This window comes from Legionella anisa (assembly GCF_001467525.1).
Taxonomy (GTDB): Bacteria; Pseudomonadota; Gammaproteobacteria; order Legionellales; family Legionellaceae; genus Legionella; species Legionella anisa.
Window position 1 is genome coordinate 194,532 of record NZ_LNXS01000001.1, and the last position, 16,186, is coordinate 210,717.

Here is a 16,186-nt window from a genome sequence, read left to right on the forward strand (position 1 = left end):
TATTGTAAGTGCATTAAAAAAGATACTATATCATCCCCTAAAGCTCAGTTAATAGGTATGAATGTAATTTTCTAATTGTTCTATAACACGTAATTTGTCTTCCAATATGTGATAAAGCAAATCACCTATGGATAAAATGGCCACAAATTCATTATTTTCATCACGAATTAATACATGTCTTCTTTTGGTTGCTGTCATCGCTTGCATTGCTTTTTCTACAACATCATTAGGACTAAGAATAGTAACATCCCGATACACCACATCTGAAACCTTTCCTGTTTCCAGATTAATGCACTTATGTAAGCAAGAGCGCACTATATCCCGCTCACTTACTATGCCGACTAACTGATTATCATTATCTACTACAACTAATGCGCCTATATCATGTTCTGTCATCATATCAATGCTTTTTCTAACAGAATCATCTGGATGAATATACATAATTTTCCGTTTAGGGCTTGGCAAGGCATTATGAATTAGGTCAGCCATTTTTATTCTCCATTTGAATATATACTTAGCCTCCTTTATAAATATAGTACAAATGGAGAATTAAAGCCTATTGTCGGATAATTATGTGATTTTCTACAGAGCGCACACCAGGAACCTGGCGAGCTATTTGTTCTGCAGTATCACTAAGCCGAATTTTTTTAACATATCCTGTAAGAATCACAACATCTTGTCGTGTTTGAACATGTACTTGTGACACAGCAAGATCATCGTTACGCATTAAAGCTTCTTGTACTGTTTGCGCCAAATTTGCACTCGGAGTAGCCAAAGGTGTAAAAGAACTAAACAAACCCGAACCCGCCTTATTCGACTGACATCCAACTAATAAAAATAGAAAAAAAACAACAAGAGTATTGAGTAAGTACTTTTGCATAAAGGTCTCCGATATAAATTCCAACGATCCTGCCCTACTTCATGTAGCTGTTACTATTATTTTTCATTCTACTGTTTTAAGAAAGGCAAGAAACTGCAGCTAAAATGAACTAAAGCCTAAAGTGTATAGTATGTACTTTAACTGATTAATATACAAATAAATATCCAACAGACTATACTATTTCATAATAATAACTGTGATAAGACTGAAACCATGAAAAAAATGGCCAAAGTTGTTCTAAAAGAAAAGAAGCTATCACAAAAAATCAAAGCAAAAAGTGGACAAACACACACAAACCACAAAGAAAATAATTCATCTGTCCCATATGATCTCTTTAATTTAATCGATAAATATTACCAAGCTAATCTGGGAAAATTTACCGCAAGTATTAGCCCTGCCTCCGTAGCAACCTCATTTTTTTCATGGGGGGCACAACTAGCACAAGCCCCAGGTACATTCTTAAAATTAAATGCGTATCCCTTATTGCATTGTTTTGATTTCATTGAACGGCTCATAAACCAGGAAAAACCTGGTAATGGTAAAGATGTGCGTTTTCATACGGAAAAATGGGCACTCTATCCATGGCGTTTGTGGGCTGAGCAATTTTTACAAATTGAAGAGTGGTATTTAAACGCAGCAAATGAAATTCCCGGATTAAATGAACCCAATCGCCGAATTGTATCATTCACTATAAAACAACTCCTTGATGCCATCTCTCCTTCCAATTTTGTCTTGACTAACCCAGATTTATTACAGGAAACATTAAATTCATCTGGAGAAAATCTAATCCGAGGAACACAATTGGGTCTACAAGACCTAATTGAAAAATTAACGGGTACTCCTCCAGCAGGAGTTGAACACTTTATCCCCGGAAAACAAGTTGCCTTAACCAAAGGTAAAGTCGTCTTTAAAAATCACTTAATTGAACTCATTCAATATGAAGCACAAACCCCAAAAGTCTATAAAGAACCTATACTCATTATTCCAGCCTGGATTATGAAATATTATATCCTTGATCTTCTTCCTGAAAATTCCTTAGTGAATTGGTTGGTTCAACAAGGTCATACAGTATTTATAGTATCCTGGCTCAACCCCACATCTGAAGACAGAAATTTGGCAATCGACGATTATTACCGTCAAGGCGCTATGGCTGCAATTGATAAAATATCAACCTTAATGCCCAACACAAAAATTCACTTAATGGGGTATTGCATTGGCGGAACTTTAGCCATGATTACCGCAGCAACTATGGCCAAAGACCATGACCATCGCTTGAAAAGTCTTTCTCTGCTCGCTGCTCAAGGAGATTTTACCGAAGCGGGTGAATTATTACTTTTTATTAATAACAGCCAGGTATCCTTTTTGGAAAACATAATGTGGGAAAAAGGTTATCTAGATACCAAACTTATGGCTGGGAGTTTTCAAATGCTTCGCTCATACGATTTGATATGGTCAAAAATGGTTCAAGACTACATGCATGGAACACAAAGAGGAATGATCGCTTTACTTGCCTGGAACGCGGATACAACACGTATGCCTCATAAAATGCACAGCGAATACCTTGAAAAATTGTTCCTCAAAAATGAATTCTCCGAAGGCCAATATACTATTGAAGGAAAACATATAGCACCTGAAAATATTAGATTACCTGCCTTTGTAGTCAGCACAGAAAAAGACCATGTGAGCCCATGGAAGTCCGTGTACAAAACCCATTTGCTAATCAAACACGAAGATATTACTTTTGTTCTGACAAATGGAGGTCATAATGCAGGTATAGTGAGTGAACCAGGACATCCAGGACGAAGTTATTTGATTCGGAAACAAAGCAAAGAAGAAACATATATTTCACCCCAGCATTGGTTGGAAATTGCCGAAACTAAAAAGGGATCGTGGTGGATTGCATGGCATAATTGGCTAGTGAGACAATCAACTCATGGTATGAGTTTACCACCTAAAATTGATAAAAATTTACCTGATGCGCCGGGAACATACGTATTACAAAAATAGGGTCTGTTTCCGTTCCGCTAGCATCGGGGCGGAAAAAATCAGACCATTTTGGCTCAAGCTAGCGAAATGGAAACAGACCCGAAGCAATGTACGTGGTCTAATAAAAAATGATCTTTAATTTGAGTATAAAAATATGGACAAAGACTATTACAAAATAATGGGCGTAAGCGAAGATGCCTCTGATAAAGACATTAAGATGGCATATCGAAAGTTGGCTCGGAAATACCACCCTGATATAAGTAAAGAACCCAATGCAGAAGAACGCTTTAAAGAAATGGGGGAAGCTTATGAAGTTTTAAGAGATCCGGTAAAACGAGCGGAATACGATAAGTATCGGAAAAACAAAACATTTCATCAACAAGAAACACATACTCATTGGCGTCCTGAACAATCGGAACATGTTTATAGCGGCCAATTTAATGAGGACTTATTTGAAACATTATTTGGCCATTCCCGCTATCGCCAGCAACCCATCGCTGGACAAGACTATCATGGAAAAATTAATATCAGCCTGGAGGAAGCATTTACGGGAACAGTGAAAAATATCCAGGTTCCAATCGAACAAGAGTCAAATGTCACAACGCAAACCCTGAAAGTAAAAATACCAGCTGGTGTAAAATCAGGTCAACAAATTCGCCTTGCCGGACAAGGAGCTCCTGGAATACATGAAGGGCCTCGCGGTGATATTTATTTAACGGTACATGTAAATAAACACTCTCTTTTTGATGTAATGGACAGTGATATTTACCTCACCCTGCCTATTACTCCATGGGAAGCTGCCTTAGGTGCAACAATAGTAGTCCCTACGCTGGGAGGAAAAATTGATTTAAAAATTCCACCCGGTTCTCAAGGAGGGCAAAAATTAAGGCTTAAAAATCGTGGTTTGCCTGGAGCAACACCTGGACACCAATACGTACTTTTGAAAATGATTACCCCGCCACCAAAAACTGAAGCAGCAATAGAGCTTTACAAAAAAATGGCGCAAGTAATGCCTTTTAATCCACGTGACAAAATGGGGGCCTAAACATGAAACAAAAAAATCCACTAATTGGCGTCCTTATTGAAGAAACAACAACCATTTCACTCAGTGAAGTATGTCAAAAATATCATATATCCAAAGAATTATTACTTGAAATGGCAGAATATGGTTTATTTTCTTGCAAAACAATGAAAGCAGAGCATATAAAATTAAATCAAAACGATTTACGTAAAATGGAATCTGCCTTCCGCTTACACAGAGATTTGGGAATTAATCTTCCAGGAGTAGCGCTTGCATTGGAATTGTTGGAAAAAATAGATCAATTAAATGAAGAGATTAATATTTTTCGTAAACATTTTTGATTTATTTTATCCAATTACTTGTAGCCTGGGTGCAGCACAGCGGAACCCGGGGTTTTCCCCTATCACAGACTTTCCCGGGTTCTGCTGCGCTGCACCCAGGCTACAATATCTAGGAATCATGTAAAAATTACTCATGCAGATATTGCTACATGTTGTGATATGGTACTAAAATAGTAAAAGGATATCTTAAATTAAGCAAAACCTATGCGCCCTGTGTTTATAATTTTGATAGTTTCCTTGGTTGTTTTACAACATAAGCTATGGCTGGGCGATGGAAATTTGATACAGTGGCAAAATCTTGAAAAAAAACTGGCGGCTCACGAACAAGAAAATAATAAACTGGCTACACGTAATCGAGCGCTTGAAGCAGATATAAGAGAGTTAAAAAATGGTGATCAGGCTCTGGAAGAGCAAGCGCGCTATGAACTCGGGATGATCAAAGGAACTGAAGTCTATTATCAATTTATAGACTAGAACAAACCCCTTCTATACATTCAATAATTCGAGATGCTCCGGAGGTTGCTTGTCCCAAAGGCTCAGTACAAATCCCCCTCCTCCGGAACCAGTAGGCTTTACAGCTAAGGCGCCTGCAGCAATTAATCGATTGATATGTTGCTGCAAACTCTCGCTAACCAGTTTCCATTGATAAAAACAATCAGCAGCTTTATTAATTGCTTGCGCCAAAAAAGAAATTGCATCCTCCCCACCCTTCTCCAATGCATTTCGCGCTTCTTCAACAGCCATAACCATTTGCTGATCAATTTGCTCTGCCAATACAGGATTTTTAGCCCATAAACTTTGAACCTGGTGAATACAATGAGAAGTAATGCCAATTTGTTTACATGAAGATAAAAAAAACTGAGGGTGAATTTTTTGTTTTAATGGAATAGTTGTTCCTTCTTTAAAATAAAGCCCAACTTCCGTAGCAACACCTGCAACATCAAGACCACTGCTTTTTCCATGAAATAAGTGTTCTAATTCCTTTGCAAAATCATTGCATTGACTTAGCTCTATCATGTTCTGTGCACAAAACCAACGACTCATCGCCACACAAAGAGCTGCTGAAGCCCCCATTCCCGCCCCCACAGGGATTGTGCTGTGTAAATGAAAATAACCACCTAATTGATTTAAAGAGCGCCCCAGTAATTGCATGCCATGTTCTAGCACACTCCAAAATAAAAGCTGCATATCGGCGCCACTGCTTCCTGTATAATCTGCTCCCAAAGAAGGCGCATCAGCAGAATAATTTAAAGTTAATTTTTTTTCCTTGATTGGAAATACCAAAGCTGGATGCCCTCGGACTACAGCATGTTCACCTGCTAAAATCCATTTGCCAAAAGTTGTGGTTTCAAAATCAAAGAACATCATAATTGCCTAATAAATAATCACTTTTGAATTCACGTGCCAATTCTGTTTGGTCGGAACGATACAGTAAATGTATATTGGGTCCAGCATCCATAGTCACTATAGGACCATCTTTCTTTTTATTCCAAAAACTTTCTAGATTGTGTAACAGTTCAGTACAGCTTTCTGTCATGTATGAAAAAGGTTGTTCACAAGTACTAAACAAGCGATGCATATCTTGAAATTCACGCCAGCAGATTTGATATGCTGCAGTCCAATCTTTGTTCGTGAATGCTTCCAATAGAAGTTTTAAGTTCTCCTTTGCCCTTTGGTTACGAGTTCCATAAAAGGGACTGCTTTTTACTCGCTGATGAGCCTCACTTGAAGGAACCTCTTTCTTTTTATTGCTAATCACAACACCTTGATAGATTAACTCTGCATAAGGTAAGTCTACTTCTTTAACTTCATTTTCATCCCATAAAGCCCAGGGAGAATAAAAAGACCTGCACGATGACCCTGATCCCAAACGGCTCAACTGTGCCTGTTCCTCAACCGAAGGCATGGGTTTATTTGTTAACTCACTCAAAGCAATTACAGCACATCGAGTTAACGCAGCGAAACTTGAAGCAGAACTTGCCATCCCACTACTATGAGGAAAATTATTACAGGACTGCACTAAAAAACCACCTTCATAGCCAAAATATGCTTTTACTCGAGCAAGATGATCAAGAAATCTTTTTTGCGCTTCTGTGGAAAGAACAAAATTTTCGATTCCGCCAGGCACAATAAGCGGTTCCCAAATATCTTTTTTTGAACTCATTTTTTCCAGTCTTACTGTACTTTTAAGCTCGTTTAAAGTATAGGATAACGAAGGGTTATCAGGACTATTAGAGTTATCATCCTTTTTTCCCATATATTTGATCAAAGCAATATTAGCTGGTGCGTGGGCTAGCCAATACATAATTTCTCCTTTGGGATCCATAAGTTATTTCAATGTAGCCTGGTTAAAGCGAAACCAGGAGTTTCCATCATAGGTTTCCTCTCTCCTAGGCTACAATTTTTACAAATTTCGGAGGTACGTATAAAAATTCATCAATTATATTGTATGTAATTTTGAATTAGCCAATTGAGCTGTAGGCGTACCAGGATAAGCTCTCACTACTTGTTGCAGGAACTTCTGAGCCTCCTGCTTGTCACCTTGTGCGGCATAAGCATAACCAACCTTTAACATGCTTGCAGCAGATTTACTTGAAGTGGGAAATTGTTGTAAAACCACATTAAAATGCTCTATAGATTTTGGATAATCTTTTTTGACTAAATAGAGCTCTCCTAGCCAATATTGTGCATTAGCAGTATAACCACCTCTAGGATATTTTTGCACAAATACATTCATCGCATTTAAAGCATCATCATACCGTTTGTTTTTTACTAATTCATAAGCTGCTAAATAGCTAATTTGCTCGTCTGCAGGATTTACTCTAGAGGTAGTAGTTGTGGGTACTGGGACTGGTGTAGAAACAGCTGATTTGTTTGCCTGAGCGTTAGATACAGGTACTGTTGCTTTAGGTGTAGTTTTTTTTGAGCCAGAAGAAAGGTCCAATGCAGGTTTACTTGATGAAGATTTGGCAGAACTACTTCCACTTAAACGTGCATCTAAATCTTTATAAAAAGCAACTTGTTGTTGCTGTAATAACTTTAAATCATGAGCTTGTACTTCTAATTGACCGCGCAGCTCTTGTATTTCTTGTTGCAAGCTTTGGATTTTGTCAATCAGCTTAGCATTATTGGTAATATTAGTACTTGAACTGCTTGTCTGATCGTCTTTAGCAAGCGCAGGCTCATCATCGGTTTGGGAATTGTCTATTGTATAATTCTCATTTCGAGCCACATCAAACTGACCACTTTCTATTTGCGGCTCATCGTATTTAGGGCCATAAGCAGGCGCTTCATACGCCTGTTGGCCCTCAATAATTGCAAAATTATCACTATCATCAACAACAGGTGCTTCGGCCCAACAGGCCAAAGGAAGCATTAATATAAAACCTGTAGCGATAATGTGTTTTTTGCAATTTATCATCTTGTTGCCTCATAAGTAAATTCTACACGTCGATTTTGTGCGTGTGACCCTTCATCATGCCCTAAATTAATCGGACGCTCTTTACCATAGCTCACAACACGCATTTGTTGTCTGTTAACACCAGCCATACGTAAAATATCAGCTACAGTATTTGCACGACGCTCACCAAGAGCTACGTTATATTCACGGCTACCACGCTCATCTGTATGTCCAGCTATTAATACACGAGCACCAGGATGTGTCTTCAAATACTCTGCCTGAGCATTAATCGATGGTAAATATTTGGGCGCCAAATTACTGTCATCATAAGAGAACAAATACAATTGATTATGAGGTGCCTTAGTTGTATAAGATTCACCTGGCTCTTGACCAGCAAAATGAGTGAATTGTCCTAGACCTTGGGCCTCAGCTTCGCTCGCGCCTACTCCTCCATCAGCACTACCTGGTGCTTTAGAACAAGCAACAACGAAAACGGCACTCGCCACAAGCAGACCTAATTTACCTAATGATCCGGCTTTCATCCTCAATCTCCTTCGTTCTTTTTATTATTAGTAAACTTCGAAATACCCATGCAGGGTTCATGGGGGCACATTGTACAATTCTTTTTATTTTTTGGCTACAGTAATACTAACCCATTCAATATCATTGATCGTAGCCTGGGTGCAGCGCAGCGGAACCCGGGATCGAGAAACTCACTAAGCTCAGAAACCTGGGTTCCGCTGCGCTGCACCCAGGCTACAATCCAAAATTCATACCCTAGTGTTCAATGTGAGATACCACAAAATGAGCCAGATTCGCGGTAAATTGCTGGGTTGCTCTATTCGCTGCAATTACTCCCCCATAAGGTGTATCACTGGGACATGGGATCCGTAAAGTAATAATTTTTGAAGCTAAGACGTTATTATCACTAACATGAGTTAAAACAACTTTAGCTGAAAATTCAAGAACACTCGGTTTTTTAAGAAAGTTTTGTTGTAGAGAAAGTAATTGCGTATCTAATCGATAAGTTGCACCTAAAGTATAAGCATTGGAGGTAACTGCTTCGAAAAGATTTGTCCGCTGTAAGCTTTGCAGAATTAAAGGGTAAAGCATATCCGCGGGCGGATTTACCCATGCATTTTTTACAAAAGGTTCCAATCCATATGGTTTTTTAATATAAAGCATTTGTTCTGTTTGATATCCCGCAGCAGCATCAGGCAGAGTAACCAGCAACGTCATGGCCATAGGTTTTTTAGCCAACTGTTTGGTACTGTATGCACTTAATTGATATTGATTTTTAACAGAGACTTTAACGGGCGAACATGCACTAAGTACTGCTGCGCTTAAGCCCACAAGAAATACAGTCAACTTTTTCATCTTTATTCTCCAGGCCCGGGTTTTGGTGGCTTAGTTCCACGAATAACCACAGCAGGGTTTTGACGCATTTCACTACTCACCTTTTCCAAATTTGCAGAAATTGTATTCAATCGTCGTAGTAAAATTACAGCGGGTGGCAGCGCTTCCTCGGAAATTTTATTTATGGCATTTTTTCCTGTGCCCATAGTTTTTGATACACTATTTCCAGCTTGACTCAAACTTTCTGCCATTGTATTAAATTTAGATATCCCCACTCTTAATTCATCGAGCATGCGCGGAAAATCACGACTTGTTTTGGCAAGATTATGCATTAAAACATTAAGATTCTTGCCATTACGTGCAAGATCTTTAGAAAAATGATCAATACTAGTTAAAATATGGCGTACATGTTTTGCATTTTCTTCATTAAATATACGTCTTGCTTCATCACTTACAGAGCCTACATCTTCAGAAACCTTTTTTAAAATGCTGTCCAATTGAGTAAATACAGAAGGTTTTGAAGGAATAACAGGAAATGGTTCACCAGGCATTTGGGGAATTGGCGTCAGATCAGAAGTACTTGCACTCAAACCAATATATGTGACGCCGGTAATCCCTTGCGAATTTAATGTGGCATAAGTACTGGTGGTAACGGGCGTTCCCTCTTCGATATTTAACAAAATTTCAACTTGCCTCGGATCACTTTGGTTCAATTGTATTTCTTTTACATAACCAACTTGCACTCCATTAAATTTTACTGGAGCATCTTTGGTCAGACCAGAAGCTGCTTCATGCATATAAACGGTATAGGTAGAATATTTTTTTTGATTAAAGCCAACGGATAACCACAACATTGTAGCCAAAAGCCCTACCAGTAATATAAGTACGACTACACCTACCAGGGTGTAATTGGTTTTCGCTTCCAAGTATTCTGTCTCCAGTTATGCCTAGATTACATTTTACTAAAATAACCCGCAATTATTTTATTCTTATTCTTCATTAAATCATTAATCGGCTCAACACTTAAGATTTTTCCATCGCCGATAAAGGCTACTCGATCCGTGGTTCGTTTTAAAGATTCTATATCATGACTCACCATAACTATAGTGAGCTTTAAAGAATCTCTTAAAAAAACAATCAGCTCATCAAAAAGCCGTGCACTTAGTGGATCTAAACCTGTAGTTGGCTCATCCAAAAACAACAATTCAGGATCCATTGCAATTGCACGCGCTGCAGCAGCTCTTCTTTGCATTCCGCCACTCAATTCTGAAGGTAATTTACCTGCAGCTTCTTTAGGCAAGCCTACTAAAGCGACTTTTAGCAAAGCCAGCTCATACATAAATTCATGATCCAGATTAGTAAACTCCCGCATAGGAAACATGACATTTTCCAACACATTCATAGATGAAAATAATGCACTATGTTGAAAAAGCATTCCCCATCGCCGACGAAGCAAAAATGATTGTTGCGCATCAAGATTACTAATGTCTTGGCCAAATATTTTAATACGACCCGCCGTAGGCTTCAGTAACATCAGTAAGCTACGTAATATCGTAGTTTTTCCACTCCCAGAGCCGCCAATAATAGCTAAGATTTCCCCTTTTTCTACAGTCAAATTCACATCGGAGTGTACCCATTGACCTCCGAGGCAATTCTTTAGCCCTTTAATTTCGATAATGGGTTCGCTCATCTATAAATGCATCCGGCTATAAATGACTGAATAAATTGCATCAGCAATAATAATTAGAAAGAGTGCTTGCACTACACTTCGGGTAGTTTGGCTTCCAATATTTTTTTCCGTACCGGCTTCTACTCTAAACCCCTGATAACAACCAACCAAGCTTATTAACAATGCAAATGCAGGTGCTTTATAAAGACCTAAATTCAACTGTGAAATTCCAACGGAGTCTCTTAATCGTTGTAAAAAATCAACAAAACTAATGCCCAGCATGTTATTGGACATGATCATTGCACCTAAAATACTAAAAACATCAGACCAAAAAATCAATAAAGGGAAGGCGATCAATAACCCTAGAACCTTAGGAAGTACTAATAATTCAGTAGGAGAAAGTCCCATCGTTAATAGCGCATCTACCTCTTCATTTAGTTTCATACTGCCAATTTGTGCTGTAAATGCAGAACTCGTGCGTCCGGCAACAATAATTGCTGTCATTAACGGTGCAAATTCACGAAAAATAGCCATACCGGATAAATAAGCAATAAAGCTATTGGCCCCATATGTTTGCAATTGCAATCCCATTTGATAAGCCAAAACCACACCAATTAGAAAGGAAAGCAAAGCAAGAATAGGCAAAGCAGTCACGCCTGTAGCGTGGATATTTGACATAATACTCGGTAATTGAAATCGGCGCCAATTGCCAAATGCATTAAATATTTTAGTAGTCAAATCACCAACTAACGCGAGAAGTCCATCTACTTGACGAAATTTGCTCTCAGATTCTTTTCCCAATTGATAAAACACATTTTCTTTAGGCGGAGAAGGAATTTGATAACCTAATACGTCTTTTTTTGATTTAATTAAATCGACAAGTTGCTGCTGTGTTTCGGTAAAATCAGTCAGTTCAACCTGATTTTTTCGTTGTTCAAGCGTGTCAACACATTTAATGAGGCCCAAAGCCCCTGCACTGTCAAAATAACTGATACCCTCGCCGCTAATAGTCACTCTTTGATTTTTGGGCAGCTCATCTACATTGAATCGAGCTAATAAATTCTCAATTTTTAAAACAGACCAGGCACCCGTACAGTGAAATCTGGCAAGTTCCTTGTCGTAAGTGATTTGCGCGCTATTTTGTACCATAGTCTTGTGTATTGAAAAATAAGCTCAAGAATAATATGAATATTCTAGAAGAACAAAAACAATAAAACATGGTAACACAATAACAAGATATTCGGGTAGGGTAAAAAATAGAGTCTGAGTGCAAAACAAACCTCAGACTACTTATTTCTTATAATCGATTAAATGGTTGCTGTTACGGAACTAATTGCATTACTTAGATCGTTAATTTTATGTCCCCCATCGGTTGTCGCAGGTTTAAATATCGATAATTCATGCACGCGGATCGAAGAACCCACACGAGTAAGTCCGGAATTTATAAGTTCAACCAGATCGTCTAGGAACTGTTCCCACCAACCACGGTATGACCGTAATGTTTTCACATCATTATTCTTCTCATCACCTAGAATTTTTTGGCTATTTAATTTAAAGGAGTCTAAATCTCCATCGCGAATATACTGATTCACCAATCCGGATATCTGAGTATGAATGTTTCCCGCAGCTGTTGCAGCTTCTCTATATTTCGCCTCTCCTTCTTTATCCTTCTTCTTATGATACTCTTTAGCTTTCAGATCATATTTTGTCTGTTTTGTATGAAGCGTCTTTAATTTTTCTTTAACTTCAATGAGCTGAGCATTTCGATGTCTTCTGGCTTTCTGATCAACGTGCGTTTCGTGGTGCTGTTTTTCCTGATCCTGCGTTTCCAGAGGCTTTTCATTCCAAGTGACATGTCTGGATTTTGGTTTTCCATCAACAGGAAATGATTCACTTTTCTTTATTACTGGCCGAGTTAAACTCTCCCTCTCTTCTTCTTTTTTAAGAGGTTCTACAGTAGTTTTAGTTTGAATAAGAGGATTGCTCTTCGCTTTTTCTGTAACAACTTTGACTTGAACGCCTAAATCCTGCTCGCTAATATGAGGAAGTTCATCTGAAATATGCACCTCTGATAATGAGTCAGTAGGGGCTACTGTTTCTTCAACGGTTGGCAATGATTTAATTGGTGTTTTTGGATAAAATCTATTATTTAATTCCTCGGTTAATTGCTGGATCTGTAGATCTAATCCACTAATAACTCCGCTATGATGTGGAGTTAAATTGAGCTTAGGACTTTTCCTCTTTTTCTCTTCATATCTACTTGAAAAACTCTCAAATTGCGCAGCAGATTTACATCTCTGCAATTGCTCAATGTATGTTCTCCTCATGCTCGAGGCGGATTCAAAAGCTCTTTTTTCCTTATCTTTTTGTCCCATAATATCTCCAACAAATAACAATCCAAATTAAAATGCTCTCAATTTACCCTCTATGATAAAAAAACACCAGGAAATTTAAATTAAAAAACAATCATTTGACTCAAAAAAGAATTAGCTGATCACTGTCTAATCGATAAATACAAAAACAGCGCGCTTTCATAACAAATGCTTTGCTTTATCCGCATCGAACGATGAAGCAAAAAAAATACTGATTATGATAATCAGTTACTGGATTGAATATTTATTTACAGAAAACCTCCGCACTTTATAGCGGAAACAGCTTCTAAATATAACAAAATCATATAATACCTATGATTTTCAGGTAGTTTGCTTCTCTATTTTATGATAAAATTGCTTTTATTTTTTTCAAGAAACTAAAATCAGGTATGCAAGAAAATTACAGCCAATTTGAACAACGCAAACATGGCATTACAAAACTTGCGTCAATGCCGGCTACTCAAAGGAGAAAGCATGCCTTTATCTTCTAACACAGATGAGCTATTCCGCGGATTTTCCAAACTCTCTCGAGAAGAACGTTTTAAGCGCTTGTTAGCTCTAGGAGCAATAACTCCTGAAGATATTTCTTTTCTTAAAAACGGTGGCATAAAGGATCTGAATTTAGCAGATAAATTCATTGAAAATGTAATCGGCTATTTTCAGCTTCCTTTGGGTGTAGCAACTAACTTCAATATCAATGGTCAAGACTATGTTATCCCAATGGCTGTGGAAGAAACATCCATCATTGCAGCCTTATCCAAATCTGCTAAATGGATTAGACAATGTGGCGAAATAAAAACCTGGGTACAAGGCGAATGCATTCTGGGGCAAATTCAATTAGCAAAAGTTAAAGATTTTGCTAAATTTTCTCAGATTTTTCATGAAAATCGAACCTATCTGATTAGTAGAGCCAATAAAGATGTTGCAGATAACATGGTAAAACGCGGCGGCGGTGTCATGGATTTGCAATTACGCCAGCTTAAAAGAGAAGATAATCAAGACATGGCAGTAATTCATTTGACTATGAATAGCTGTGACGCCATGGGAGCCAATATTATTAATCAGGTCCTTGAGTACTTAAAAACGCCGATTGAGCAATTAACTGGTGAAGAAGTCACCATGTGTATTTTATCAAATCTCAATGATCAAAAATTAACAACGGCTCAAGTTACGATACATACTATTGATTCTGAACTTGGTCAAAAACTACAAGAAGCATCGCTCTTTGCAGAAATGGATCCTTATCGAGCAGCTACCCATAACAAAGGGGTAATGAATGGCATTGATCCTGTTTTAATCGCAACGGGAAATGACTGGCGTGCGGTTGAAGCAGGAGTACACGCCTATGCTGCTCGCAATGGACAATATCAAGCAATTACGCGTTGGCGCTATCACGATGGAATACTCACAGGACAACTTACCGCTCCGATTATTGTAGGAACCATAGGTGGTGTTACCTCATTGCACCCTACTGCAAAAATGTGTTTACGCATGATGAATATTTCTTCAGCGAATCAATTAGCTCAAGTCATTGCTGCTGTAGGCTTGGTACAAAATTTGGGTGCTATTAAAGCATTATGTACCGAGGGTATTATTCAGGGCCATATGAAATTACACATTGATAATCTGCTTTTGGCAGCAGGTGCTAATGAAAATGAAATGCCGGTACTTAAAGAGCATTTACAAAAGTGGTTGGATTTACATAAAAGAATCAGTCTTAACAATGCTCATGATTTACTGGCTAAAATCAGACAAACACCGATTGCTGTATGAAATGGTCAATACCTGCAAAAACCTTTTTACTGGGTGAATACGCTGCTTTAGCAGAAGCCTCTGCACTTCTTCTAATGACTGCTCCCTGTTTTGAGCTTACGTTAACAACTCAAGAAAAATTAGCTGGAATTCACCCCGAATCCCCAGCTGGGCTTTGGTGGCTACAACAAAACTTAGGGCAAGGTCTTTTGTGGCATGATCCTTATGCAGGTCGAGGAGGATTAGGTGCTTCCAGTGCACAATTTTTGGCAAGCTATTTAGCAGGTTGTTTCATAAATGACACTGCACCTGATTTAAATAAAATGCTAGGTGCTTACTATGAATCATCATGGTACGGAAAAGGCTTGAGGCCTAGTGGATATGATGTAATAGCACAGTCACAGCAAGGATGTGTCTACATTAATAAACAACAAAAAAAGATAAAGTCTTATGATTGGCCTTTTCAAGATTTGTCGTTTTTTCTCATCCATACTGGGGTGAAACTTGCCACTCATCATCATTTACAAGACTCTACCCTTCCCCTTCCAGATCAGATCGATTATTTATCTTTTTTAGTTGATGAAGCAAAACAAGCATTCGAACAGAATGATTCCAAAAAATTGATTACAGTCATTAATAGCTATCATCAAAAATTAACTGAGTTAAATCTGGTAGCAGAACACAGTTTAAAATTTATCAGTGAATTTAAAAAATATCCAGAAATAGTAGCAATCAAGGGCTGTGGCGCTTTAGGCGCAGATGTTTTACTGCTCATTACTTCAACAGACAAGAGCCAAATCCTTGCTAATCAATTAAAAATACAAAACTGGACTATTCTTGCTACAGAAAAAGACCTTTATTTTCAAACCCAATTAACTCAGCAATCTTCTTTTTTATAGAGTCTCAATTTTGTATAAAAAAAACATTTGTGCCCTTAAAAATAACAAAAATAGAAGAAACATCATAAAAAGACTTGAAATTCTGTGCTAATCCGGTATTATTTCAGCCTCTTTAGGGCCGTTAGCTCAGGTGGTAGAGCAGGAGGCTTTTAACCTCTGTGTCATAGGTTCGAATCCTATACGGCCCACCAGTTTTAGAGTACAGTTTTAAAAAATATTTTGTCCTGCGGGCCGTTAGCTCAGGTGGTAGAGCAGGAGGCTTTTAACCTCTGTGTCATAGGTTCGAATCCTATACGGCCCACCAATCTGGTAACTAATCTCCAATATCTACCAGAAGTAAGTGACAAAGTATTCAATCCATACCCCATTGCGCTCGTAGCTCAGCTGGATAGAGTACTTGGCTTCGAACCAAGGTGTCGGGGGTTCGAGTCCCTCCGAGCGCACCATTTAAACCCTTTAAAATCAGGTAGTTAACGGTTGCCTGGATCGAAACGTGCCGTAAAAACCAAG

At 38.3% G+C, this 16,186-nt stretch carries 17 protein-coding genes and 3 tRNA genes; 9 read left to right on the forward strand and 11 right to left on the reverse strand.

Annotation, left to right across the window (positions count from 1 at the left end; translation table 11 throughout):
* Positions 1-48: 48 nt before the first annotated feature.
* Positions 49-489 (reverse strand): CBS domain-containing protein, encoded by a 441-nt coding sequence (locus Lani_RS00855; RefSeq protein WP_019235031.1) that lies wholly within the window; start codon positions 487-489, stop codon positions 49-51.
* A gap of 67 nt (positions 490-556) precedes the next feature.
* Positions 557-880, reverse strand: coding sequence for a BON domain-containing protein (locus Lani_RS00860; RefSeq protein ID WP_019235030.1), 324 nt, complete (start codon positions 878-880; stop codon positions 557-559).
* A gap of 213 nt (positions 881-1,093) precedes the next feature.
* Here Lani_RS00860 and Lani_RS00865 point away from each other — a divergent pair, with 213 nt between their 5' ends.
* From Lani_RS00865 to ftsB, 4 genes are all read left to right on the forward strand, one after another.
* A complete protein-coding gene (locus Lani_RS00865; RefSeq protein WP_019235029.1) occupies positions 1,094-2,887 on the forward strand; it encodes a PHA/PHB synthase family protein in 1,794 nt (597 codons plus the stop codon).
* A gap of 133 nt (positions 2,888-3,020) precedes the next feature.
* A complete protein-coding gene (locus tag Lani_RS00870; protein WP_019235028.1) occupies positions 3,021-3,911 on the forward strand; it encodes a DnaJ C-terminal domain-containing protein in 891 nt (296 codons plus the stop codon).
* A 2-nt stretch (positions 3,912-3,913) separates the two neighbouring features.
* Positions 3,914-4,228: a chaperone modulator CbpM gene (locus Lani_RS00875; protein ID WP_019235027.1), complete on the forward strand. Its 315-nt coding sequence runs from the start codon at positions 3,914-3,916 to the stop codon at positions 4,226-4,228.
* 204 nt (positions 4,229-4,432) lie between these two features.
* On the forward strand, positions 4,433-4,702 hold the full coding sequence (gene ftsB / locus Lani_RS00880) for a cell division protein FtsB (protein WP_019235026.1): 270 nt from the start codon (positions 4,433-4,435) through the stop codon (positions 4,700-4,702).
* A gap of 12 nt (positions 4,703-4,714) precedes the next feature.
* Here the strand turns inward: ftsB and Lani_RS00885 are convergent, their stop codons facing one another.
* From Lani_RS00885 to Lani_RS00925, 9 genes are all read right to left on the reverse strand, one after another.
* Positions 4,715-5,593, reverse strand: a complete 879-nt coding sequence (locus Lani_RS00885; RefSeq protein WP_019235025.1) for a mevalonate kinase family protein — start codon at positions 5,591-5,593, stop codon at positions 4,715-4,717.
* Entirely contained in the window at positions 5,583-6,533 is a 951-nt protein-coding gene (locus Lani_RS00890; RefSeq protein WP_019235024.1) for a diphosphomevalonate/mevalonate 3,5-bisphosphate decarboxylase family protein, read from the reverse strand. Before Lani_RS00890 ends, Lani_RS00885 begins: the two co-directional genes overlap by 11 nt.
* A 135-nt stretch (positions 6,534-6,668) precedes the next feature.
* Positions 6,669-7,649, reverse strand: a complete 981-nt coding sequence (gene ybgF, locus Lani_RS00895) for a tol-pal system protein YbgF (protein WP_019235023.1) — start codon at positions 7,647-7,649, stop codon at positions 6,669-6,671.
* Positions 7,646-8,170, reverse strand: coding sequence for a peptidoglycan-associated lipoprotein Pal (gene pal / locus Lani_RS00900; protein WP_019235022.1), 525 nt, complete (start codon positions 8,168-8,170; stop codon positions 7,646-7,648). The genes ybgF and pal overlap by 4 nt, the downstream gene beginning before the upstream one ends.
* A 235-nt stretch (positions 8,171-8,405) precedes the next feature.
* On the reverse strand, positions 8,406-9,005 hold the full coding sequence (locus tag Lani_RS00905) for an ABC-type transport auxiliary lipoprotein family protein (RefSeq protein ID WP_019235021.1): 600 nt from the start codon (positions 9,003-9,005) through the stop codon (positions 8,406-8,408).
* A gap of 2 nt (positions 9,006-9,007) precedes the next feature.
* Positions 9,008-9,910: an MlaD family protein gene (locus Lani_RS00910; protein WP_019235020.1), complete on the reverse strand. Its 903-nt coding sequence runs from the start codon at positions 9,908-9,910 to the stop codon at positions 9,008-9,010.
* 26 nt (positions 9,911-9,936) lie between these two features.
* The gene (locus Lani_RS00915; RefSeq protein ID WP_019235019.1) at positions 9,937-10,674 is read right to left on the reverse strand and encodes an ABC transporter ATP-binding protein; all 738 of its coding nucleotides are present in this window, start codon (positions 10,672-10,674) and stop codon (positions 9,937-9,939) included.
* On the reverse strand, positions 10,675-11,802 hold the full coding sequence (locus tag Lani_RS00920) for an MlaE family ABC transporter permease (RefSeq protein WP_019235018.1): 1,128 nt from the start codon (positions 11,800-11,802) through the stop codon (positions 10,675-10,677). It lies immediately after the preceding gene.
* A 158-nt stretch (positions 11,803-11,960) separates the two neighbouring features.
* Complete coding sequence (locus Lani_RS00925) at positions 11,961-13,028, reverse strand: hypothetical protein (protein ID WP_019235017.1); 1,068 nt, start codon at positions 13,026-13,028, stop codon at positions 11,961-11,963.
* A gap of 471 nt (positions 13,029-13,499) precedes the next feature.
* Here Lani_RS00925 and Lani_RS00930 point away from each other — a divergent pair, with 471 nt between their 5' ends.
* The 5 genes from Lani_RS00930 (at position 13,500) to Lani_RS00950 (ending at position 16,122) form a co-directional block, all read left to right on the forward strand.
* A complete protein-coding gene (locus tag Lani_RS00930; RefSeq protein WP_019235016.1) occupies positions 13,500-14,798 on the forward strand; it encodes a hydroxymethylglutaryl-CoA reductase, degradative in 1,299 nt (432 codons plus the stop codon).
* The gene (locus Lani_RS00935) at positions 14,795-15,676 is read left to right on the forward strand and encodes a hypothetical protein (RefSeq protein WP_019235015.1); all 882 of its coding nucleotides are present in this window, start codon (positions 14,795-14,797) and stop codon (positions 15,674-15,676) included. The genes Lani_RS00930 and Lani_RS00935 overlap by 4 nt, the downstream gene beginning before the upstream one ends.
* Positions 15,677-15,791: 115 nt before the next feature.
* A tRNA-Lys gene (locus Lani_RS00940) sits at positions 15,792-15,867 on the forward strand.
* A 37-nt stretch (positions 15,868-15,904) separates the two neighbouring features.
* Positions 15,905-15,980, forward strand: a tRNA-Lys gene (locus Lani_RS00945).
* A gap of 65 nt (positions 15,981-16,045) precedes the next feature.
* Positions 16,046-16,122, forward strand: a tRNA-Arg gene (locus Lani_RS00950).
* The last annotated feature ends 64 nt before the right edge of the window (positions 16,123-16,186 follow it).